This is a genomic window from Rheinheimera sp. (assembly GCF_965283995.1).
In the GTDB taxonomy this organism is placed as follows: Bacteria; Pseudomonadota; Gammaproteobacteria; order Enterobacterales; family Alteromonadaceae; genus Pararheinheimera.
This window is the reverse complement of sequence record NZ_CBDIQG010000001.1, coordinates 2,424,920-2,446,383: the sequence shown is the minus strand read 5'-3', so window position 1 is coordinate 2,446,383 and position 21,464 is coordinate 2,424,920. Positions and strand designations below refer to the sequence as shown.

17 protein-coding genes are annotated in these 21,464 nt (G+C 53.5%); 2 read left to right on the top strand and 15 right to left on the bottom strand.

Features of this window, described 5'->3' with window-relative positions; translation table 11 throughout:
* The first annotated feature begins 8 nt into the window (after positions 1–8).
* Together ACQ66Q_RS11010 and ACQ66Q_RS11005 are read left to right on the top strand one after the other, a co-directional pair.
* Positions 9–230 carry a hypothetical protein gene (locus ACQ66Q_RS11010; RefSeq protein ID WP_430456844.1) on the top strand — a complete coding sequence of 74 codons (222 nt, stop codon included), beginning with the start codon at positions 9–11 and terminating at the stop codon, positions 228–230.
* A gap of 62 nt (positions 231–292) precedes the next feature.
* On the top strand, positions 293–1,078 hold the full coding sequence (locus ACQ66Q_RS11005) for an alpha/beta hydrolase family protein (protein ID WP_430456843.1): 786 nt from the start codon (positions 293–295) through the stop codon (positions 1,076–1,078).
* A gap of 28 nt (positions 1,079–1,106) precedes the next feature.
* Here the strand turns inward: ACQ66Q_RS11005 and ACQ66Q_RS11000 are convergent, their stop codons facing one another.
* The 15 genes from ACQ66Q_RS11000 to ACQ66Q_RS10930 all read right to left on the bottom strand — a co-directional run bounded on the left by ACQ66Q_RS11000 (position 1,107) and on the right by ACQ66Q_RS10930 (position 21,356).
* The gene (locus ACQ66Q_RS11000) at positions 1,107–2,291 is read right to left on the bottom strand and encodes a metallophosphoesterase (RefSeq protein ID WP_430456842.1); all 1,185 of its coding nucleotides are present in this window, start codon (positions 2,289–2,291) and stop codon (positions 1,107–1,109) included.
* 22 nt (positions 2,292–2,313) lie between these two features.
* Complete coding sequence (locus ACQ66Q_RS10995; RefSeq protein WP_430456841.1) at positions 2,314–2,883, bottom strand: HAAS signaling domain-containing protein; 570 nt, start codon at positions 2,881–2,883, stop codon at positions 2,314–2,316.
* Position 2,884: 1 nt separating this feature from the next.
* Entirely contained in the window at positions 2,885–3,262 is a 378-nt protein-coding gene (locus ACQ66Q_RS10990; protein WP_430456840.1) for a PadR family transcriptional regulator, read from the bottom strand.
* Between the two features lie 199 nt (positions 3,263–3,461).
* On the bottom strand, positions 3,462–6,284 hold the full coding sequence (locus ACQ66Q_RS10985; RefSeq protein ID WP_430456839.1) for a DUF2339 domain-containing protein: 2,823 nt from the start codon (positions 6,282–6,284) through the stop codon (positions 3,462–3,464).
* Positions 6,285–6,421: 137 nt separating this feature from the next.
* The gene (gene glmS / locus ACQ66Q_RS10980; RefSeq protein ID WP_430456838.1) at positions 6,422–8,251 is read right to left on the bottom strand and encodes a glutamine--fructose-6-phosphate transaminase (isomerizing); all 1,830 of its coding nucleotides are present in this window, start codon (positions 8,249–8,251) and stop codon (positions 6,422–6,424) included.
* 2 nt (positions 8,252–8,253) lie between these two features.
* Entirely contained in the window at positions 8,254–9,045 is a 792-nt protein-coding gene (locus tag ACQ66Q_RS10975; RefSeq protein WP_377245261.1) for a DeoR/GlpR family DNA-binding transcription regulator, read from the bottom strand.
* Between the two features lie 94 nt (positions 9,046–9,139).
* A complete protein-coding gene (locus ACQ66Q_RS10970) occupies positions 9,140–12,997 on the bottom strand; it encodes a two-component regulator propeller domain-containing protein (protein ID WP_430456837.1) in 3,858 nt (1,285 codons plus the stop codon).
* A gap of 122 nt (positions 12,998–13,119) precedes the next feature.
* Entirely contained in the window at positions 13,120–13,272 is a 153-nt protein-coding gene (locus ACQ66Q_RS10965) for a hypothetical protein (protein ID WP_430456836.1), read from the bottom strand.
* Between the two features lie 221 nt (positions 13,273–13,493).
* Positions 13,494–14,906 carry an HDOD domain-containing protein gene (locus ACQ66Q_RS10960; protein WP_430456835.1) on the bottom strand — a complete coding sequence of 471 codons (1,413 nt, stop codon included), beginning with the start codon at positions 14,904–14,906 and terminating at the stop codon, positions 13,494–13,496.
* Between the two features lie 143 nt (positions 14,907–15,049).
* A complete protein-coding gene (locus ACQ66Q_RS10955; protein ID WP_430456834.1) occupies positions 15,050–15,367 on the bottom strand; it encodes a DUF2288 domain-containing protein in 318 nt (105 codons plus the stop codon).
* A 35-nt stretch (positions 15,368–15,402) separates the two neighbouring features.
* Positions 15,403–16,767: a sigma 54-interacting transcriptional regulator gene (locus ACQ66Q_RS10950; RefSeq protein ID WP_430456833.1), complete on the bottom strand. Its 1,365-nt coding sequence runs from the start codon at positions 16,765–16,767 to the stop codon at positions 15,403–15,405.
* Between the two features lies 1 nt (position 16,768).
* Complete coding sequence (locus ACQ66Q_RS10945; RefSeq protein ID WP_430456832.1) at positions 16,769–17,347, bottom strand: hypothetical protein; 579 nt, start codon at positions 17,345–17,347, stop codon at positions 16,769–16,771.
* Between the two features lie 2 nt (positions 17,348–17,349).
* The gene (locus ACQ66Q_RS10940) at positions 17,350–18,762 is read right to left on the bottom strand and encodes a sensor histidine kinase (RefSeq protein ID WP_430456831.1); all 1,413 of its coding nucleotides are present in this window, start codon (positions 18,760–18,762) and stop codon (positions 17,350–17,352) included.
* A 127-nt stretch (positions 18,763–18,889) separates the two neighbouring features.
* Positions 18,890–19,357 carry a hypothetical protein gene (locus tag ACQ66Q_RS10935; RefSeq protein WP_430456830.1) on the bottom strand — a complete coding sequence of 156 codons (468 nt, stop codon included), beginning with the start codon at positions 19,355–19,357 and terminating at the stop codon, positions 18,890–18,892.
* Positions 19,341–21,356, bottom strand: coding sequence for a M64 family metallopeptidase (locus ACQ66Q_RS10930; RefSeq protein WP_430456829.1), 2,016 nt, complete (start codon positions 21,354–21,356; stop codon positions 19,341–19,343). Before ACQ66Q_RS10930 ends, ACQ66Q_RS10935 begins: the two co-directional genes overlap by 17 nt.
* Positions 21,357–21,464: the final 108 nt, after the last annotated feature.

The following is a 21,464-nucleotide window of genomic DNA, read 5'->3' as shown; positions in this document are numbered from 1 at the left end:
ACGCGAATATGTTAGCATTGCCGGTAAAAGACCATGTTGCTTACACCTCGAGTCTGGCAAGAAGGTCTATTTTGGCAACTCGAAAAATGAAATCCCAAGCTGATCGCCCTCATCTTTCCAAAGATGTCGTCGTACAGCAGACGTATATCCCTGATCTGACCGGCACAGCACAGAGCCACTCCCCCTGTGATTTGCTTATTTTGGCGACTCATCACGATGGAACCCTATGAAAAAAATTAACTTCACTGTGCCTGCGTTTATTTGCGCTTTATTGCTGCTGAGCGGATCCTGCATGGCTGAACCAACGGAATACGACACCAAAAAAGTCGAATATAAAAATCTGATTGCCAAGTTATACCTGCCAAAGACCAGCAAAAAAGTACCTGTCGTCATCGCCTTTGGCGGCTCAGATCCAAGCTGGGGCATGGCGGATGCGAACGGAGAAATGATGGCCAGGAATGGCATAGCAGTGATTGGGTTGGTGTATTTCAAAATGGATCCGTCGTTGCCACCAACGCTGGATCATATTCCGCTGGAATACTTTATCGACGCCATCAACTATGCAGAAACAGTCCCGCAAATTGATGCAGCTAAAATTGGCGTTGTCAGTGGCTCCCGCGGTTCTGAACCCGGCTTTTTAATCTCAATCCTCGACCAACGCGTCAAATCAGTAGTGATCACGACCCCAAGTCATGTCGCCTGGGGTGGCATGACCACAGCCAGTTCTGCCTGGACCTATCAGGGCAAAGATATCCCGTCGATGCGCTTGCCGGATATCGCAAACGTGCCGCAATTGCAGCGTTTTGCCAAAGCGTTGGAAGACCAGGAACAGGTGCGCAAAGCGATGTTTGCCTTTGAAAAAATCAATGGCCCGCTGTTGTTAGTATCGGCTTCCAATGACCAGATTTGGCCTTCGACCCTGATGTCGAAGCAGATTGTCGATTATTTAAAGGCGAAGCAATTTCCCCATCAGGTAGACCACAAAATCTACCCAACCGGCCACGGGTTCAGCAGCAAAACCGCACCGGAAATTAAGCAGATGATCATTGACCATTTTGTCCGGACGCTGAAAAACTAAACTGTGGTGCAAACTCATCAGCCTTAAATCACAAAGCCTCAGCGCTGCCATCGTCCAGCAAGCGGAAATATTGGCCGTCACGGATTAATAATCCTTCGCTGCTACGCGGTGGGATACTGCCGCGATAATCGCGTGGCTGGCGCACATTAATCGCCAGCACTTTGCCTTCGAACAAACTCTGCACCCGACGCTGTGGTGTATGACCCACCACCACAGCACTGGCGCCGAATGTTGCCAGCGTCTTTTCAACTTCAGCCTGTGTGAGATCCGCTTCGAAATAACCGCGATACCAGGATGGGCCATACCGCGTCGACAGCAAATATTCAGTATCACCGGCCGCAGGCGCCGGAAAATAGGCAATGCGATAATGCGCCCGCACTATGCGATTCACATCTTCCAGCCGGTAATTCAGCGATGCCAACTTTGGATGCAGACCGCCATGCACAAACAGATGACCATTAATCAGTTCAGCGCTGTTTTTGCTGGCAAGCCAGCGGCCGAGCAGACTGTTTTCGCCATATAAATCAATTTGTTGTTTACCCAGCACTGTGGCGACAAACTGGTATTTTTTGTCAGCCGTCTGAAAGTTACCCTGCAGGTTTTTAATCTCATGATTGCCCAGAATGTAATGCACAGTGCCACCCTGCGCCCGCGCCGCCTGTTCCAGCTGATAAATCAGCCACAACACCAGCGTGGTGGAAGGTCCGCGGTCGGTCATATCACCGAGTAAAACCAAGTGGCCTTTGCCGAAGGTCCAGTTCAGTTTTGCATCGATAACCCGGTGTGCCTGCAAAAAATCCCGCAGTGTTTTATAGGCACTTTCGATATCAGAAATGGCCAGAATGGCTTCACCATCCTGATAACGCTGTGGCGGTGGGATAAAGCTGCCGTCGGGGCGCCGGTCCGGACTACTGCCGTCGATGGTCAGGGCAAAATGTTGATCTTCCAGCGGAAAATACACCTGGGTCTGTACCTTTGCCGCCAGCGGCAAACTTCGCTGCTCCAGAAAAAAGCCAGTTTCGCCATCGCCGCGGATAAAGTTCAGCTGCATCTGGTCGCCGGCGAAAAAAACGTGCGGGCCTTCGCCGCCGACCTTATAAGCCCGGCGGTCGTCACCGTAGTCAATGTCGATACTGAATACCACTGCAAGGCCGAGCGCCAGACACAATAGGACAAGGCTGTTGTGCGGCTTGTTGCAGCGCAGTTTCATCATTAATTCCTTTTAAGTCATGCACTCACATATGCTGTTTCAGCACGCTCAGCACTTTGCGGGTCAAGAGCGCAACACCAATCGCAAGCGCCGTAGCCACCGGCACTATCCACCAGCCCATCACCTCTGGCGTGGCCATCGGCGGCACAGAGACAAATCCTACGACGATGCTGTTGCCGTGCGGCGTCGACCAGACCCCGACCGATTCTGGCAGCAGAAATTTCGCCCCGGCGACAAACAACAAAGCGAACGCCATGCTGAAACCAAATACCGCCATGGCGAAATACAGACTGGCGGTGACGCTTTTTTTCACGCTTTGGATAGCTCTGAAGCCCAGCGGCGGTGGTGCACCTTCTTCGATGTGCGCGACATATAACGCCGCCAGCTGTCTCGCATTGCCAAAACCGCTCAGGATCGCAGCAACATCAGCGGTTTGCCCGGCCGCGGTCTGTTGATCCATCACATCAAATAAATGGCTTTCAATTTCACGGATCACTTCCTGCGCTTCATGTGGTGCCAGCCGCACCAGATAGCGGCGTAACTCATTGAGATAGCTGTGGATCATCTCGTTATGATTCAATTCTGACTGGTGCATCTCAGGCTCCTGTTTTTTGCAGCGGTTGCGGGCCTGGGTTGGCCAGCAGAAATTCAATGTCGGTGACAGACTGGCGCCAAAGCCGGGTCAGATCGGTCAGTTTTTGCGTACCCAGTGGAGTCAGCTGGTAATACTTGCGCGGTCGGCTGTCGCCTTCCTGCACCCACTGTGCATCAACCAATTCGTCGCGTTTCAGCCGATCCAGCAGCGGATACAAAGTGCCTTCCGTGATCGTCGTCGACGGCAGACTTTGCAGTAATTTCAGCAGTTCCAACCCATACAAAGTGCGTTGCTGTAACGCCGCCAGAATGGCCAGTTCCAGCGTGCCTTTGCGCAGCTGCACTTCCCATTTCTCCATCAGAGCTTCAGTCGCTTGCATATTTCACCTGTATCAGACCGGCGCGCCGGCTTGGCTATGTATTCAATCATACCTTGCACTACAAGGTATGATGCTGAGCATACTCTCGCTATCAATAAAGATCAAGAGTGTAAAAAATCAGTGATAACAGAGGGATGGACAGGCAAAAAGTCAGTCACAGCAACACTGCAACTGACTTTTGTTTGGGATGGATTCAGGTTTAATTGGCGGCTGAAGTGGCAGCTGCAGCCTTCGGCATCGGCGCTTTAATGCCAATCAATACGGTCAGGCCACCGACGGTGATAAAAGATACGATCCGGCTCAGTGAACCGGCATCGGCCAGGTCCACCAGAAACAGCTTCACCAGCACGACGGCGAGCAAGCCGGCGCCGGATTGCCAGCGCAGCCGGTGCGCCAGTAAATGACCACGCAACATCAACACCAGTGCCAGCAACGTCCAGCCGACTGACAAGCCCAGCTGCACTTCACTGCTGTGCCAAAGCGGGTCAAATTGCCAGGGTAATTGCAAAGACAGCTGGATCGCGCGCACCAACAGCGTGGTTGCGCTGAGAAACGCCAGCGCGGCCAATAGCTTGGCCGAAAACTGTGATTTGGCTGTGGACTGTGGCATTGCCACACTTTGAATTGCCCGCCATTGCAACACGGCCACCGCTACCGCGCCCAACATCACCAGATCTGGCAGATTCAGCAGTGGCCAACCGGTCGCCGGCTCGAGCAGACTCCAACTCCACAGCAGTAGCAACCCGCCAAGCCAGGGCAAAGGCAGCCGCGTTAAAAACAGCTTCGGCGCTGCCGGATGCGGCCAGCGCTGCTGCACCGATAACCACAGGCATAACAACATCGGCAGAGCGACGGCAACAAAAAACAGCGCCAACATCTGCTGATTATCCAGTTGCCAGCTGTTCGCGAGATACCGCGCCTGCCACACCACTAAAGCCCCGACCAGCCAGGGCATCGCCAGTAAATACAGTGGCTTCGGTGTTTTGACAGACAATAACCAGCGATAATGACTAAACAGTACTAAGGCCAATGCCACCATACCGGTCAAAGACAGCACCGGCTGCCAGCTGGTGGCGTCAAGCTGACGGACGAATTCGGCGCCATACCAGCAATACAGTAGTGGTAACAACAACCAACCAAAGCGCTGAAACGTCGGTAAAGGCCAGCGCTGATAAAGAAATGACGCCAACCCCAACGACAAGGCCGCCGCGATAATTTGCCACAGATGCGGCTGAACCAGATGACCATCCAGTTCGGCAAAAAATGCCAGATGCCAGCACAACCAACCGAGGCCAAACCACAGCAACGTCAGGTTGTTTTCGCCAGGCAACAGAGGTGTTGCCGCCGGTTTACGATCGTGACTCAGCGACAGCAACAATAGCGACACTGCCAGCACCAGGATGTTGATAAAATCGCCGTTGAGCAGCCACAAATTACCGGTCTGTACCGGCAATTCGCTGGCAAAAGCCAACAGCGCGCCGGTCATCAGCAAATAAGCGCCGGCACGGCTGGCACGGCTTTGTTGCTGAAACCCCAGCCAGCATAAACCCGCCGCTTCCAGCGCCCAGCCAAACGCGGTCCAGCTGGCACCTTGGGAAAATGGCAATACTAACGAGGCGAACATCAGCGCGAGACCAAGCTGGATCTGGCCAAAGCGGCGTAAATCCTCGCGTTGCTGACGGCGCACCAGTCCATACATAGCGGCATAAATCAACGCATACACGGCGGCACTGAGGCTGTCGCCCTGACTCCAGTGCTGGGTCAGCAACAGCTGCTGACTAAAAGATAACAACGGCAGGCCAAACACCAAACTGCCATCGATAAAACCCCGGCTCTGATGCCCCTGGCGCAATGTAAACCAGTAGCCAATCAGCAGATACATCAGGAAATAAGCAGCGAAAAACGGCTGCACCAGCGCATAGTCAGCACTGTGGTAATTAAGTAGCTGCCAGCTCAGCGCGATGGCGAAAGTCGCAATAAAACCGGTCCAGTTCAGCCAGCGCCATTGCCGCAACCAGGCCATCAGCAACACGCCGACGTTTAGCAGCCCGTAATAACTAAACAGCGCAACAAAGCGGTTAGAGCCGTCCGACGTCAGTAGTGGCACCAAAAAACCACCGGCTGTGGCCAGGATCGCCAGCGCCTGCGATTGTTGCAGCAGCGCCAGGCCGCTACCGGCCAGTACCGTCAGCAACATCAGCGCAAAGGCCGTGCTGGAATCGATCATCGGGTAATATTTGCAAGCCGCAAACAAAGTCAGGTACACCACAGCAAAACCGGCGCCCTGCAGCAGCGCTGCATTATTGCCAAGGCGGCCGCGTTTCCACCAGCCAACGCCAACCAGCCCAACCCCGCACAGGCCAATAAACCCCAGCCGCAGCTCCATCGACAACAAACCTTGATGGGCAAAATAGGTAGCGAGAAAACTGAGTCCTAAAAACAACACCGCAAGGCCGGCCAGCACCAGCGGACTGACATTGCGGAACAAATCAAACAGTGGCTGTAAAACTGACGGTGAGGACATTGTTGCAATCTGCTGTTGCCAGGCGGCCGCATTCCGGGCGCCCTCCTCCTCGCTGTCGGCCGGTTGAGGACGGTGGCGGGCCAGGTCCGTCGAAGGCGCGGTTTCTGTTGAGCTCGTTGATACAGAGGTCACTGCGGTTTGCGGAGCAGCGTGCACCGCAAGATCTGGCGTCAATACGCCCTTTGGATCGGCCCAGGTACCGGACACTGCGTCGCGGCTGGTGCTGGCTGACGCTGTTGCAGCAGATGAAGTCGCTTGGTCAGGCTCGTGAGGCTCTGGTTGCTGTACTACCGTCGCATTTGGACTGGAGCCCGTCAGCTGACGGTGCAGTGAAGCCACTTGCAGCTGCAAGGCTTCAAGCTGGCGCTGTAATTCAGCCGTCTTGCGCCAGGCATCTAACGCCAGGCCCAGCGCCAGACCAAGGGCCGCACCGCTGAAAGTATCCCCCTCCAGTGCGCCCAGGCTATAACCCGCGATCAAGCCAATCAATGCCCACATACTGTGACGTCCTTGCTACTGACCCGTGGATCCCTACCATAGCACCGGACTTTCCGGTTCAACAAGTAGTCTGGCCGCTGAATTCAAACAATAAAAAACCCGGCACTAAGCCGGGTTTTTTACAATAAATCAGTAACTTACTCTACAGTCACCGACTTCGCCAGGTTCCGTGGCTGGTCGACGTCTGTGCCTTTGATGATGGCGACGTAGTAGCTCAGCAGCTGCAGCGGGATGGTGTAGATGATTGGTGCGATCAGTGGGTGCACGTGTGGCACGTTGACGACACGCTGCGTGGCGTCTGACTTAAAGTGTGCGTCAGCATCGGCGAACACATACAAAATACCGCCACGGGCACGCACTTCTTCAACGTTCGACTGCAGCTTTTCCAGCAGTTCGTTGTTTGGTGCAACCACGATGATTGGCATTTGTGCGTCAATCAGCGCCAGTGGGCCATGCTTCAGTTCACCGGCAGCATAAGCTTCAGCGTGGATGTATGAAATCTCTTTGAGTTTCAGTGCACCTTCCATCGCGATTGGATATTGATCGCCGCGGCCTAAGAACAGTGAATTGTGCTTGTCAGCAAACTCTTCTGCCAGCTTTTCAATGCTGCCAGCCAGTTCCAGCGTTTGTTCTAACTTGACTGGTAATGAGCGCAGCGCTGCGACCATTTCTTGTTGCTGTGCTGCGGTTAAACCATTGTATTTACCAATCGCCAGCGTCAGCATCGCGAGGCCAACTAACTGCGTCGTAAAGGCTTTTGTAGACGCCACGCCAATCTCAGCACCGGCACGGGTCATAAAGGCTAAATCAGATTCGCGCACCAACGAAGAACCGGCCACGTTACAGATAGTTAAACTGCCAACATAACCTGCTTCTTTGGCCAGACGCAGCGCCGCTAAGGTGTCGGCTGTTTCGCCAGATTGAGAAATACTGACTAACAAGCTGTTTGGCTGCACAAAAGATTTGCGGTAACGGAATTCAGAAGCGATTTCGACGTTACAGGAAATGCCACCTAACGATTCCAGCCAATAACGCGCCACCATGCCAGAGTGGTAAGAAGTACCACAGGCAACGATTTGCACGTGTTTTACTTTCTTAAACAACTCAGCCGCGCCGTTACCAAAGGTTTCATCCAGCACCGATTCATTGCTTAAGCGGCCTTCCAGCGTGTTGTTGATGGCATGCGGCTGCTCGTAGATTTCTTTCAGCATAAAATGGCGGTATTGGCCTTTGTCACCGGCGTCATATGTTGCGCTCGATTCAGTGACAGCGCGTTCTACTTTTTCACCATTTTTGTCATAGACCGCGACGCTGAAACGGGTAATTTCCGCCACGTCGCCTTCTTCTAAAAACATAAACCGACGAGTAACAGGCAATAAAGCCAGCTGATCAGAAGCGATAAAGTTTTCGCCGATACCCAGGCCAATCACCAGCGGGCTGCCTGAGCGCGCGACCACTAAATGCGATGGGTCGGTTTTGTCCATCAGCACGGTGCCGTAGGCGCCGCTGAACTGTTTCACCGATTTTTGTACCGCAGCCAATAAAGAACCAGCAGTTTTGAATTCTTCTTCCACTAAGTGCGCAATGACTTCAGTATCAGTATCGGAATTAAATACATAGCCTTTGCTTTTCAGCATTTCGCGCAGCGGGCCGTGGTTTTCGATGATGCCGTTATGCACCACAGAGATTTTGTCGGAGACGTGTGGATGCGCGTTACGCTCAGATGGTTCACCGTGGGTGGCCCAGCGCGTGTGCGCGATCCCGGTGCCGCCAACAGTCGGGTTTAACTTCACCGCGTCGGACAGTTCTTTCACTTTGCCTAAACGGCGGATGCGCTGCAGCTCACCGGTTGGGCTCACGACGGCAACGCCGGCTGAGTCATAACCACGGTATTCCAGACGACGTAAACCTTCGACCAGAATGTCGACGACGTCACGTTGCGCTACTGCGCCTACTATTCCACACATATTTACTCCGATGTCGTTTGTTCAGTTGAAACAGGGGCACAGATCACCCGGACGCCCTGCTGTTCTATTTGCCTTTTTGCCGTGTCGGGTAACTTGTCGTCTGTTACCAGGATTTTTATCGACGTCCACGGTAGTTCGAGATTATGAATTTTGCGGCCGATCTTATCCGATTCCACCATCACGACCACTTCACGCGCCACTTCCGCCATCACCCGGCTTAAGCTGGTCAGTTCATTAAAGGTCGTGGTGCCGCGTTGTAAATCGATGCCATCGGCACCAATAAACAGCTGGTCAAAATCGTAGGCCCTCAGCACCTGTTCCGCCAGCTGGCCCTGAAAAGACTCAGACTGTGCGTCCCAGCTGCCGCCGGTCATTAATAACTTGGGTTCGTGTTCGAGTTCACGCAGGCTATTGGCGATGTACAGCGAATTGGTCATCACCACCAGGCCTTGTTTGGCCGACAGCTCCGGTAGCAAGGCGGCGGTGGTGCTGCCACTGTCGAGAATAATCCGGTAATGGTCTTTAATCAGCGCAGCTGCTGCTTTTGCCAGCGCCTGTTTGCGGGCAGAAATGGTTGAAGGGCCCGCTTCACTGATCAGCTCATGCGGCAACTGCACGGCACCGCCGTAGCGGCGTAACAACAAGCCATTATCTTCGAGCGCAGTTAAATCTTTGCGGATAGTCACTTCTGATGTTTCAAACCGCAGTGCCAAATCATCGACACTGACTTCGCCCTGTTCGGCCAGCAAATCGAGGATACTGCGGCGTCTTTGTTGGGTATTGCGTTTATTCATCAGTGTGAGTGCGCTTAAATTTCGGTTTAAGTTTCGTTTCGAAAGATATTCTATCCATTCGAAATATTATTGCAAGCTTTTCGCCTTGCAGGCGCTAATCTGGCCGGCGCAGCATTGGCAGCAAGATGCGGTAGCTCAGACCCTGACCGGCTTCACTGCGCGCCTGAATACTGCCGTGCAGTTCGACCGTCACCAGATTGTAAATAATGTGGCTACCCAGCCCACTGTAGCCCTGATGACGCTTGGTCGTAAAGAAGGGTTCAAACAATCTTGGTAACAGCTCTGCAGGCATGCCCTGACCGTTGTCCTGGTATTGAATCAAAATCTGGGATCCCTGTTGGCTGAGCTGTAACCGTACCTGACGATCTGCTTGTTGCGGTAAAAACGCATGCTGCAGCGAATTCATCAGCAGATGTTCCAGTAACCGCGCCAGAATGCCGGCGTCAGCCACCAACACCAGACCGGGTTGTGGCTGATAATCGACGGTACATAAGGCTTTTTTCAACTCTGGTTCCAGCGCCATCAGCACTTCAGCAAAATAGCTGCTGAGTTCCAGCTCACGCACACTGATCGCCGCTCGGTCGACCGCAACCTGTTTAAAACTCTGCACTAGTGCTGCAACGCGCTGCGTGTTATTCACCAGCATCTGGCAGGTGGCGGTGGCCCCTTCCAGATAGTCGTTAAACGCTTGTACTGTCAGTCGTTTATCTTGCTGCAGCTGGTTAATCTGCGTCAATTCATGCTGCAGATGGCTGGCGGCGGTGACGCAAATGCCAAGCGGTGTGTTGATTTCATGTGCCACACCGGCCACCAGACCACCCAGCGACGCCATTTTTTCCTGCATCACCAGTTGTTCACGAGTTTGTTGCAGCCGGTGCACGACATTGGCGTTAGCGACCGCAATGGCAATGGTGCTGCATAAGGTGCGCAGCAAATCGGTTTGCTCATTTAAAAACGCATATTGTTGCGGGCTTTGTACGGTCAGACAGCCTATTTGTTCGCCTTTGACACTGAGTGGGAAATACAACACCGACTGCATCGCTGCCCCGACCAGCGGCGTCGGCAGCTCACGCAGATACAATAAAAAATCTTGCCGTGTGCGCGTCTGGACCTCGCGTTGCTGGGCAAAACAGACGGCAGCCAGGTTGGACTGGCCCTGCAACATCAGCTCAAACGGCGGCATCAACTGACCATTCTCCACCCAATGGCCGAACTCCAGCACCTGTTGCTCATCTTTGTACACGCCGATCGCCAGCACATGCACATCCATCAGGTCATTCAGACTGCGGTGCACCAGCAACAATATTTCCTGCAAATCCAAAGACGCGGTAATTTGCCGCGCCACCGTTTGCAGTAATGATAAATCGCGATATGAGTTACTGAGCGCCTGATGCTGACTTTTCAGTTCGCTGGTGCGCTGGTCTACGACTTTCTCCAGCCACATCCGAGTTTTGCGCTCGTGCCGCAGCCGGTATTGCATCACAAACCAGATCAGACTCAATGTCAGTAGTACCATCAGACCTTTAAACCACCAGGTCAGCCACCAGGGCGGCAGAATGTCGATGTTGATCTGATTGGCAGATTGGTCGGCCCAGCTCTGGCCCGGCGAACGCGCCATCACTTCAAATTGGTAACGACCCGGCGCCAGCCGTGTATAGGTGGCCACCGGATTAACCGCATCGGTTTCGATCCAGTCCCGATCAAAACCAAGCAACCGGTAGCGGTATTGCATCGACAACGGATCGACAAAATTCAGTGCCGAAAAATGCAGACTGAACATGTCCTGCTCGTAACGTAGCTGAATTTGCTCGGCAAATCCCGGCGCCCTTTGTAGCATCGTATCAGGACTCCCAACCTGCACCTTACGGTTAAACAGGCTAAATCCGGTTAACCGTACCGGCAAAGCAGTATCTGGCTCCAGCAGTTTTTTGGTTGGGTAAATATCCAGTCCCTGACTACCACCGCGATATTGCCGCTGCTGCGGGTCAATAAACCAGGACCCAATCCAGGTTGTACTTTGAAAGCCATGCATCTCGCCGAATTGCACCAGACCACCCGGTAGCAGTTTATTGCGATACAACATTAAAAACTGCGGCGCTGCTTCCAGGTATTTGTCATGGTCGGCCGGACTCAGATACGCCTTAAAACCTTCAACGCGGTCGGCCTGCTGCGACTGATATAACACGCGGTGGTTAATATTGCCGGCGCGGATCCACAGGTGGCCACCTTCCGGATAAATCAGCTGAATGCCATCAAACCTCAGACCAGAACCGTCAGAAGCCTGCCAGCTCTGCAGCTGGCCGGTATTTTTGTGCAGCCGGACCAGCCCTTGATCCGCCAGGCCAATCCAGAGGAAATCCTGTGCATCGCTGGCCAGAATAGAAACCACGGCATTATTGAGCGCAACGCCGGGTCTGACTGTCTGCTGAAAATGCCGGACCTGCCCCTGCTCCAGCAAAAACAAGCCTTCACCCCGGCTGCCAATCCACAACCGATCAGCGCTGTCCAGATGCAGGTTACCGATATGCGGCTGCGGCCCGTCGCGTAACGACTGCAACTGCCACTGCCGGGTCGCTGGCTCAAAGCTGAACAAACCGGCATCGGTACCGATATAGACCAGACCGTTCTTAGCCTGCACCACTTGCCGCGCCAATGTCGGTTGTTTACTCAGTCCCGGCAACACCGGCAGTGGCCAGCGTTGCACCACATAACGTTGCAGATCAAGTTCAGCCAAACCGGCATCACGATTGGCCAGCCAGATTTGCTGATCAGAGAAATACCAGATGCCAAAGACATCGCCATGTGCCAGCAACTTGTTGTCACCCGGGCCAAGCGGAATGTTGCGCACCTGCTGCGCCTGCGCCGACAAACCAAACACACCCACCGGGGTTTTCAGCCACAGTGTGTGTTGTTGATCAAACAACATACCGGTCAGGTTGTTACTCGGTAACTGATAACTCACCAGCGGATTGGCTTTAAACAACTGCCAGCGGTCACTGCCGGCAGGTGCGTACCACAGCCCTTTGTCATAACTACTGACCCAGCGCCCGCCGGTCCGGTCAAAACCGATATCGGTCAATAAGCCATGTTGCAGCAAAGCTGGCTGATTGCGCTCGGGTCGTAAAATGCCGCTGGCGCTATCGAACTGATACAAACCGCCGCCATAGCTGGTCAGCCAGATCTGGCCTTGGGCATCGGCAGCAATTGCTGTCACTGCGGCTGTAGTTAATGCGGAACTATGCACACTCAGCAGTTGTTTGTGGCCTTGCTGCGGATGCCAGCGGATCGCACCGCCTTGCAACACACTGCGGTTACGCAGTGGCGCATTGCCGGTGCCAATCCATAAATAGCCGCTGCTGTCGCGAAACAACGCATTGATATACAAGCTATCCAGTTCATTTAACGGCAACGGCAGCGCCACAGTTTCCAAACGGGCATTGTCTGGATCCCAGCGTAATAGACCACCGCCATAGGTACCGACCCATAACTCGCCGGTAGGGTCCTGATACACCACTGAAGTTTCAACTTGTTGTTGCTCGCCGGGTAAGGTCGGTAACGGCACCCGGTTGAATTGTTCAGTCGCCGGATTAAAACGATTCAGCCCGCCATAACGGGTGCCAATCCATAGGATCCCCTGCCGGTCGACCAATAGACTGGATACCCAATCTGCTGACATTGTGTTGGTTTTGGCCGGATCGGCCTGATAAGCTTTGATTTGCTGGCCGTCAAACCGATACAACCCATGTTGTGTACCGACCCACAAAAAGCCTTGTTGGTCCTGCGCCAGCGCTGTCGCTTGGGCAAGTTTTGGTGAAACCCGGGTTAGATTCAGAAAACGGCTATACACCTCTGAATGCTCAATGCTGATACTGCCAGTGGTCGGTGCCGCGGCCAATCGCAGTGAAACGCTGTATAACAATATGATCAGGCAGTAAATCCGCCAGTTCAGCATCAGTATCTATCCGGATTAAAAGCAACTTTGACCAGTATTGTTGCTTTTTCCTGCGTGCGCAATCAAAGATGCACCTGACACTGCCTGCGCGGCTCATCCTCACATAATGAGCTAGCGCGCAGTCACATTCGGATCGTCGCTACAAACAGCAGCATCAACAGGATCCAACCTGTTACCAGCACCAGACTGCGCAGATCCAGCCGGCGAAACAACCACCAGTCTAGCCCGCACAGTAACAACGCAGGCCAAATCACCCATAAACTTAATCCCAGCATTTTGCCCGCTCCTGTGGCTAAATCCTGCGATCAAAATAATTTAAATGAGAATTATTTGCAATTAGAAAAAAGACCAGTTAAGGTATGCAACGTCAGGATGACACACCGATTCTTGCCCGGTGCATGGAGGGATCCACTCCACGGTAGTCCCAGTCTCTGATTGGGTGTTTGCTGTTCTGCAGTGACTTTGCGGGGGACGTTTGCGCCGTCCCCCGTTTTTTTTATTCGCTGGTTTTGGCTTCACTTTGCTGCAATAACAACGTCAACAATTGCGCTGTCAGTTCAAATTCTGTTTGCTGACGCTCATCCAGACTTTTGCCGGCGGCGTCGGCATATAACAAGCCAAATAAGCGTTTATCCACGCGCACAGACGCGACAAAACAATCGCCGTCATAAGGCAGAAACTGTTGCAAGGCTCCCAGCGCCGGCGCGCATTGTTGCTTTTTATGCCAACACATCTGGTCCTGCCGCAGCAAGTCGTACAACACTTCGCCTTTGTGCAATTGTTCCAGCGAAATAGCGGCCTGATTACGCCACAGCTGGGTGTCCCGGCCGGCAACATAACTAGGCGCAAAACTTTTACTCTGATAATCCATCAGTAGCAGCGCTACTCGCGGCAAGCCGACGCCTTCCTGCAGACAAATCACGGTGGCATGCAGCAGCCGCGACAAGCTGTCGTTGACCCGTTGTAATTTCAGCAAAGTATTCAGCTGGGTACTGAATTCATAGCCGGTGCGCTCCGGCTCTTCACTGTGCGCCAGAATTTGCGCCCGATTTGGCAACAACGGCACCAGGCCTTCAGCGTTGTATTGATTGGCAGTCAGCGCAGCTTCTTCGGCCATCAGCAACACCTGCTGCTGACTTTCTTCGAGCGTCAGCTGGCAGATCTGAGCCACTTGCGCCCAATTTTCCAGCATTTTGGCGCTTTGCAGGCCAGCACTGAGGTGCACGCTGATACTGTCGGCCAGATTAACCAGTGCACCAACAGAACCGCTTGGCACACTTTGTTGCACCGCTTCCAGGATAAAGTCGCCGAGTTTCCATTCTTTCACCAGTTCCCGGCTCAGATGGTCGATGCCAACACCCAAAAACTTCATCGCAATGGCATGTTCATCGTCAGGATATTCGCGGCATTCACGGACAAAATTCTCTGCCACCGGTTCGCGTGTGGCCAGCAAGGCCAATTTACCGATATGACGCAATAAAGCGGCAATAAAGACCAATTCACGCTTCGCTGCATCGGCCCGCGGTACCAGCGCCCGGGCCTGAACAGCGGCGTGAAATGACTGACTGAGTTGTTGCAGCAACAATTGGCGCGGCTTGCCTTGTAAAAAGCTGTCGATCAGGCTGCTGGCCAAAGTGATGTTTTTGATTTCGAGAAAACCCACCTGGATAATAGCGCGGGATACGGTTTGGATCGGCTTGCCCGACCTGTTGTAATGCACGGCATTGGCGACACGTAACACTTTGGTGGTCAGGCCGGCATCCCGCAGCACAATCTTTGCCAGATCATCGGCATTGCCTTCGTTGCGTTCATCCAGCTGACAAACTTGCTGCACCACCAAATCCAGTGCCGGCATTTGCTGGTTCAGGATTAATTTCAGCCAGGCTTGCAGGCCCCTGATCTCACTCATCGCGAACGTCTCTCCCAACACCGATACTGCTGATATTGCAGTGTAGTTGGAAATACTACCGGCCGGCCATCGCCCCAGTTGGACAAAGCGCAGACACCAGAGGCCTGTTGATCTAAAACCACATCAGCAAAGCACAACAAACCCTAATGAATATGTTTGTCCTGCACCAACACCCAGGGCGATACCACCACGGCCCATAATTCGGCGCTCTGCTGATGCCAGTGGCTGGCACGGGCGTCCTCAACGCGTTGCACCTGACCTGATTGTAACCAGCCTCCTACCAACGCTTTGTCATCAATGGCAAAGGCATAGGCCACTTCGACTAAATCAAGGCCGGCGACCACTTCAATCACTGCGCCGGCGGCATAAAACTTCTGCAATTCATGCCAGTGGATCCGCGCCGTTTCGCCGGTAATTTTGGCCTTGAGGACGGCGGGTTCGGTTTCAAAATTGTCGTGCATCTTTCTGTCTCACTACGTGATTACTTATCACTGCGTTATTCCGGATCGTCGCCTTGCTCGGATACCTGTGCAGCACTTAATTCATGTTTTTTCAGTAACTTGTGGAAGTCGGTCCGGTTACGGCCAGCCAATTCTGCCGCCCGGGTGACATTGCCTTCGGCCATTTTCAGTACCCGCACCAGATATTGCCGCTCAAACTGGTCACGGGCTTCGCTCAGCGTTGGCCAGAAACTGCGGTTTTGTTCCAGCGCCTGGCTGACCAGTGCCAGGCTGACCACCGGATTGCTGGTCAGTGCCACGCATTGTTCAACCACGTTCACCAGCTGGCGCACGTTACCCGGCCACTGTGCAGTGACCAGTGCCTGCATCGCATCTTCGGAAAACCGGTTGACCTGCACGCCATGACGTTCTGCGCTTTGCTGTAACACATGGCGCGCCAGCAAGGGGATATCTTCAGCCCGCTCACGTAACGTCGGCAATTGCAGGTTCACCACATTGAGCCGGTAATACAAATCTTCGCGGAAACTCTGTTCCTGCATCGCCTGCTTTAAATCGCGATGCGTGGCAGAAATCACCCGCACATCAATCGGAATAGACTTGGCACTACCAACCGGCCGAATTTGTCGTTCCTGCAAAGCCCGCAGTAATTTCACCTGCAGCGGCAATGGCATATCACCGATTTCATCGAGAAACAAAGTGCCGCCGTCGGCTTCACGGAATAAGCCGGCATGTTCGGTCACTGCACCGGTAAAGGCGCCTTTGGCATGACCAAATAACTCGGATTCCAATAAATGTTCTGGCAAGGCGCCGCAGTTAATCGCGACAAAATTGCGCCGGGCGCGGGGACTGGCCTGGTGGATCGCATTCGCCAGCAACTCTTTACCAGTACCGCTGGCGCCGGTGATCAGCACACTGACATCCCGTTGCGCTACCCGATACGCCTGGTCCAGCACCTGTTCCATCGTTTTGCTGCGCGTAACAATGGCCTGGCGCCAGCTGTCTTTGCTTGGCACATGGGATTGATTCACCGCTTTTTGCAGAATATCGCGCAGCTCGACGTTGTTCAGTGGCTTGGTCAGAAAACCAAACACACCGCGCTGTGTTGCGGCGACCGCTTCCGGAATTGAACCATGCGCCGTCATCAACACAACCGGCAGCCCTGGACTACGCTTGGCGATTTCATCAAACAGCGCCATACCGTCGAGGCCCGGCATGCGCAAATCACTGAGCACCACATCGACCGGATGTTTTGCCAGCAACGTTAGTGCGGTTTCGGCGCAGTCGGCGGAAATGACCTGATAACCTTCACCTTCAAGGCGCAGTGTCATCAGCCGTAATAAACTCGGGTCATCATCAACCAGCAATAAACGGGCATTGTTACCTGTGTTGGTGCCTGTCACGTTAACCTCCGCCTGACTGGTTCAGCTTGGCTTCGATTTGGGTCAACGCCTCAATTTTCTTCTGTAAATCGGCATTTTGTTTTTGCAGCTTATCCAGATTGTCCTGCTGCTGACCATTCAGCCGGCTCAGCGCTTTGACTGCAGATTCTGACTCCAGCAGTTTCTGGTTAAAGGCGTAGTCCCAGCGCAGCAATGCTGCGAGTCCGGCCGGCAGCCGGCTCAGCTGTTCACTAAGCTGATTTTGCGCCCGAAACCGCACGGCATAAGGTGTGTCGGGATGAATGCGTAACAGCAGGCTCTGTAACTCGCCCACCGGCGTTTTTTCCAGAGTTTTGGCTACAGCGTCGCGCTGTGCACCGTTCATCTGCAACACATCTCCGCGATAACTTTGCCAGGCACCCAGTGTCGCTGCGTCATCTAACAACGCCAGCTGCGGCTTCACCGGTGCCGGTTGTTCTTTTGGCAGTTCCACTACTTTTTCTGGCGCCGGTTTTGGTTTTAAGATCACCGGCAATGGCGCCGGCACACCCTGACAACCGACCAGCAGTAGACTCACCCCAAACAGGGTCCACTTATTCATACTTATTCCTCAACCATAGGCAGGCGGACACGAATACAGACGTCGGCATAATTCACATCGACAATCTCAGCCATGCCCCCCAATAATCGCGCGCAATCGGACACAATCGACAGCCCCAGACCGGAGCCCTGCACCGCGTCAAAACGGGGTGCTTTACCGCGTTGAAACGGTTCAAACAGCTTGGCTCTGAGCTCTGCCGGGATTGGCGTACCGTTATTCGCCACATCCAATAACATAAATTTTTCGTGTGGCCGCAAGATCACCCACACCGGGCTACCCTCGCCACCATAGGCCTGCGCGTTATTAATCAGATTATCCAGAATACGCCGAAATAACATCGCGTCGGTATAAATCCGCGGCAGCTGACAGTCCAGCTGGATAAATTGCTGGCGCTGTTGCAACGACAGAGCATGATCGGCAAAACAACTGTCCAATAACTGCGTGCTGTCATGCCAGCCAAATTCAGGTTTTGCTTGCTGTAACAACCGGTTGTAATCCAGCAATTGTTCCGTCAGCTGACTCAGCCGGTCCGCACTGCCATTGAGCAGAGTCACCACTTCCATCTGCTGCGCGTTCAGCGGGCCCACCAGCTGTTCACTCAGTAAAGCACAGCCTTCTCTGATACTGGACAACGGTGTTTTCAGTTCATGTGAGGCATGACGCAGCAAAATAAGCCGCAACGCTTCCAGCTGCTGTAACCGCGAAGCCAGCCAGCGCAGCTGCTCGCCAAGCTCGGTCAGCTCGCGTGGCCCGACGACTTGTTCATGCGGAAAATGATGACTGGCCTGACCGATAGAGCGGATCATCGTATCCAGTTGTTTGATTGGTGAGGCGATCCGCGCTTGCGCCCACAGCACTAACAACAGGGTCAATACCACCAGCGTCACCGATTGCCAGGCCAACTGATTTTGCGCATCCACGACAAAGTTTTGCTGCGTTTGCAGCCGTTGCTCCAGCCGCTGCCAGATCTGCTCTGTCAGCTGCTGCTGTTGTTGCCTGAGCGTCAGCAAGGTCGGTGATAATTCTTCATTACTGGCATGCAGAAAATTCTGCAATAACGTAGTGACTTGCGCGGCCTGGGCCTGACACAGCAATGGCGCGTCCAGATCCAGACAAACCTGCTGCAGCATTTGCTGATAATTCATTAAATGTGTGGTTGCCAGCCGGCTTAAAGAATCGGTGCGTAAAATACCGAACTGGCGCACCGCCCGTTCGATATCAATCACCAGGTTTTGCATATTCTCGGCGCGTTTCACACTGTCGACCGAAGACTCCGCCTCGGCCACAGCAAACCGGCTGACATCCGACAAGGCGCTGTTACTCTGCCATAACAATACCGCCAGCGGGATCAACGCCAGGAAAAAACTTAATAAGATAAATTGCCGCAATGAGGCCGGCTGGATAGGACTTCGCATGCCGAAGGCTCCGCATCAATCAGGCGCAACAGGCGCCGGTCTGGGACTCTGGCGCCTATCATAGCGGATTTGTATGCGACAACTCACGGTCAATTCTGTAGTTTTGTCGGCACGACCTGACAACGGCTTATTTTAACTGCAGTTCAGTGGCAAATTGCTGTAACGACAGCTGTTGTTGCGGGCTGCTTGCCTGAACCGGCTGGCCCGGCGTTTCTGCCCATTGCAGATGCAACAAACTGGCATCCGGTTGGGCCGGCAGCACCAGCATGAAATCACCTTTATCACGCACGACAAACTGATGACCTTGCGCCGACCCCGGCAGCATCGGCACCCGGATGATGCGCGGATCATCCATCGACACTTGCTGCAGCACTTTGCCGTCAGCATTTTTCAGACTGACCGTCACAGCGCCGGTTTGGCTCAGTTGGCTGGTCCGGCGTTGCCCATCCGGGATCTGTACCCGTTGTATTTGTTGAATTTCGCTGCCATTGGCATCAAAAGCCACTTTGACCACCCAAAACTCAGCAGCGCTTAACGGTGCAGCAACGCAGAGATAGAGGCCCAGCACACTGACGAACTTATTGGATTTGAACATTCCATTGAACCTCTTTGCTAACCAGCGCTGGCGCTTTGATTAAACCGCTGATATCGGTGATCACGGCGGTTATCTGGTAATTCTGTTGTTGGTCCTGACAGCAGCTGATGTCGGTTTTGTTCTCAAACTGCGGCATGACCTGACCATTTAAGTACCACTGCACTTTTTGCTGAGCGCTGCCAACGGACAGCGCAAACGAAAACTGCTGATTCTGGCCGCGCGCCTGCACGACTTGTTGCTGTTGCGGCTGCCGGCTGTGATACATGCCAATGTTCTGGTACAGCTGATTGACCCAGGCTTCACCGTTCACTTCACCAATCGGCTGGCCAAGCGCCAGCATAAAACTGTTATCTTTGGGCCGGTAAAAACCTTTGCTGCTGTAATAACCGCCTTCAAACAATCCAACACCGGTCTGGCCGGGCTGTGTGGGTACTTTTGAAGGATCACTGAACCAGTGCCGCCATTTCACCTGAGTTAAATCAGTTAGTTGCGTGATATTGGCATAGCAGTTTTCGCAATAACCCGGTAAATACAAATGCGCAGTGGCGTCGTCGACGTACTCATCGGCGAGACGGGCAAAGGTGTGCCCCAGTTCATGGATAGCAACGTCCACAGCGCTGTCATGCAGTGTATAAGTTGAAAGCCGGCCGCCAGCGCCACCATATTTTGTGCTGTTGCCAACCACCAGTACAAAATCAAACTGTGGATAGTGCTGCAAGACGTAGCTGAAAACTTTGCTGTCATTGACACAATACAACCGGTCTATACCGGCGCAGCCAAAGTTGCCATCAAATAGCGTATCAACGCTAGTATTTGTCGACGGATCATCAGCGCCGCTTTGCGCAGAGACCGCATCCAGCACGTGCAGGCTCCAGCCATCACGGTGGGTGCCTATTTCTTTACTGTTGAAGAATATCTGGCTGAATTTAACCGCGGCCTCCCGCAGTTTTTGTTGCTCTGCGGCGGTGAACCCGTCGCCGACAATGACCAGATTTAACCGGTTGCTTTGCACCGGTCCGACTAAGGTACGCCCCGTGTTATTGCCATTGGGGATCGCGAGCAGGACCTTTTGTTTGAATTGTGTCGTGGCACCTTGTGAGTCCGTTGCCTGCAGGAGTAACTCGGTGTCAAGTGCCGTGGTGCGCGCAAGCACCTGTAATGCTGCGCCTGTCGCAGTAGTATTCAGCCGGAATAACTCTGGTTGCGTATTACTCAGTACTACAGCATCTCCATCGACATCTTCGATGCTGTACTGCAGTGGGTAACTACGTCCTGCATCCAAAGGTGTAGGAAGTGCTGTCATCGTTAATGTTGGGGCATCATTGACCGGCGCCAGCGTGATCTCCGCCTGAAATGGCACTGCAGCACCTTTGGCATCAGAGACCTGTATTTGTAGCGCGATTTTGCCGTGGAAATTTGCTGTCGGTTTCAGACTGATGGCACCGGCGGGACTGACAGTGACACCAGCATTGGCGGGCGTGGTACTTTGCAAAGCGAATGTCAGCGGGTCTTGGTCCGCATCAGTCGCCTTGAGCTGAAAATTCGCAGCCACATCTTCCTGGCCGGAAAACTGCTGCAGCAGAGCCACTGGCAGGTCATTGACGTTTTGGATACTGAGCCTTGCAGTGGCAGCGACTGGCGTATTTTTACCGTCGCTGACAGTGAATGAGAAACTGGCTTCGCCGGCAAAATCAGCGGTCGGCTGGTACGTAAAGCGGCCATCCGGTTGCAGTGTCACCAGGCCTTGCGCCTGACTCTGGCTGGTCAGCTGATAACTCAACGCGTCATTGTCAGCATCGCTGGCACTAAGCTGCGCTTGCAGGCTGCTGTCTTCGTTCAGTTGGAATGTATTTGTCCCCGGTACAGGCGCAACATTTTGTGGTGTGGGCGGTGTTGTGGGCTTGCTGTCTGCTCCGCCCCCGCCACAGGCCGCCAGAATGCTCAGACTTAACAGGCAAAATCCAAATTGCCAGCGCAAGCGGAACGAAGATCGTTGCATGCAAAACCCTCCATGTCTGTTTCAAAATTGTTATCAGAATAGCCTATCACAGTTCATCGTCGCCCGATCACAGGTCTGAGTAGTTCTTGCTTTGTGCGTTGCAGTTTA

Excerpts from the sequence above, each read along its gene's own strand:
- ACQ66Q_RS10930 (WP_430456829.1), bottom strand. The coding sequence starts at position 21,356 with ATGCAACGATCTTCGTTCCGCTTGCGCTGGCAATTTGGATTTTGCCTG.
- ACQ66Q_RS10945 (WP_430456832.1), bottom strand. The coding sequence starts at position 17,347 with ATGAATAAGTGGACCCTGTTTGGGGTGAGTCTACTGCTGGTCGGTTGT.
- ACQ66Q_RS11000 (WP_430456842.1), bottom strand. The coding sequence starts at position 2,291 with ATGATGAAACTGCGCTGCAACAAGCCGCACAACAGCCTTGTCCTATTG.
- ACQ66Q_RS10960 (WP_430456835.1), bottom strand. The coding sequence starts at position 14,906 with ATGAGTGAGATCAGGGGCCTGCAAGCCTGGCTGAAATTAATCCTGAAC.
- ACQ66Q_RS10985 (WP_430456839.1), bottom strand. The coding sequence starts at position 6,284 with ATGTGGGCATTGATTGGCTTGATCGCGGGTTATAGCCTGGGCGCACTG.
- ACQ66Q_RS10965 (WP_430456836.1), bottom strand. The coding sequence starts at position 13,272 with ATGCTGGGATTAAGTTTATGGGTGATTTGGCCTGCGTTGTTACTGTGC.
- ACQ66Q_RS10970 (WP_430456837.1), bottom strand. The coding sequence starts at position 12,997 with ATGCTGAACTGGCGGATTTACTGCCTGATCATATTGTTATACAGCGTT.
- ACQ66Q_RS10975 (WP_377245261.1), bottom strand. The coding sequence starts at position 9,045 with ATGAATAAACGCAATACCCAACAAAGACGCCGCAGTATCCTCGATTTG.
- ACQ66Q_RS10940 (WP_430456831.1), bottom strand. The coding sequence starts at position 18,762 with ATGCGAAGTCCTATCCAGCCGGCCTCATTGCGGCAATTTATCTTATTA.
- ACQ66Q_RS10935 (WP_430456830.1), bottom strand. The coding sequence starts at position 19,357 with ATGTTCAAATCCAATAAGTTCGTCAGTGTGCTGGGCCTCTATCTCTGC.
- ACQ66Q_RS11010 (WP_430456844.1), top strand. The coding sequence starts at position 9 with ATGTTAGCATTGCCGGTAAAAGACCATGTTGCTTACACCTCGAGTCTG.
- glmS (WP_430456838.1), bottom strand. The coding sequence starts at position 8,251 with ATGTGTGGAATAGTAGGCGCAGTAGCGCAACGTGACGTCGTCGACATT.
- ACQ66Q_RS10955 (WP_430456834.1), bottom strand. The coding sequence starts at position 15,367 with ATGCACGACAATTTTGAAACCGAACCCGCCGTCCTCAAGGCCAAAATT.
- ACQ66Q_RS11005 (WP_430456843.1), top strand. The coding sequence starts at position 293 with ATGGCTGAACCAACGGAATACGACACCAAAAAAGTCGAATATAAAAAT.
- ACQ66Q_RS10995 (WP_430456841.1), bottom strand. The coding sequence starts at position 2,883 with ATGCACCAGTCAGAATTGAATCATAACGAGATGATCCACAGCTATCTC.
- ACQ66Q_RS10990 (WP_430456840.1), bottom strand. The coding sequence starts at position 3,262 with ATGCAAGCGACTGAAGCTCTGATGGAGAAATGGGAAGTGCAGCTGCGC.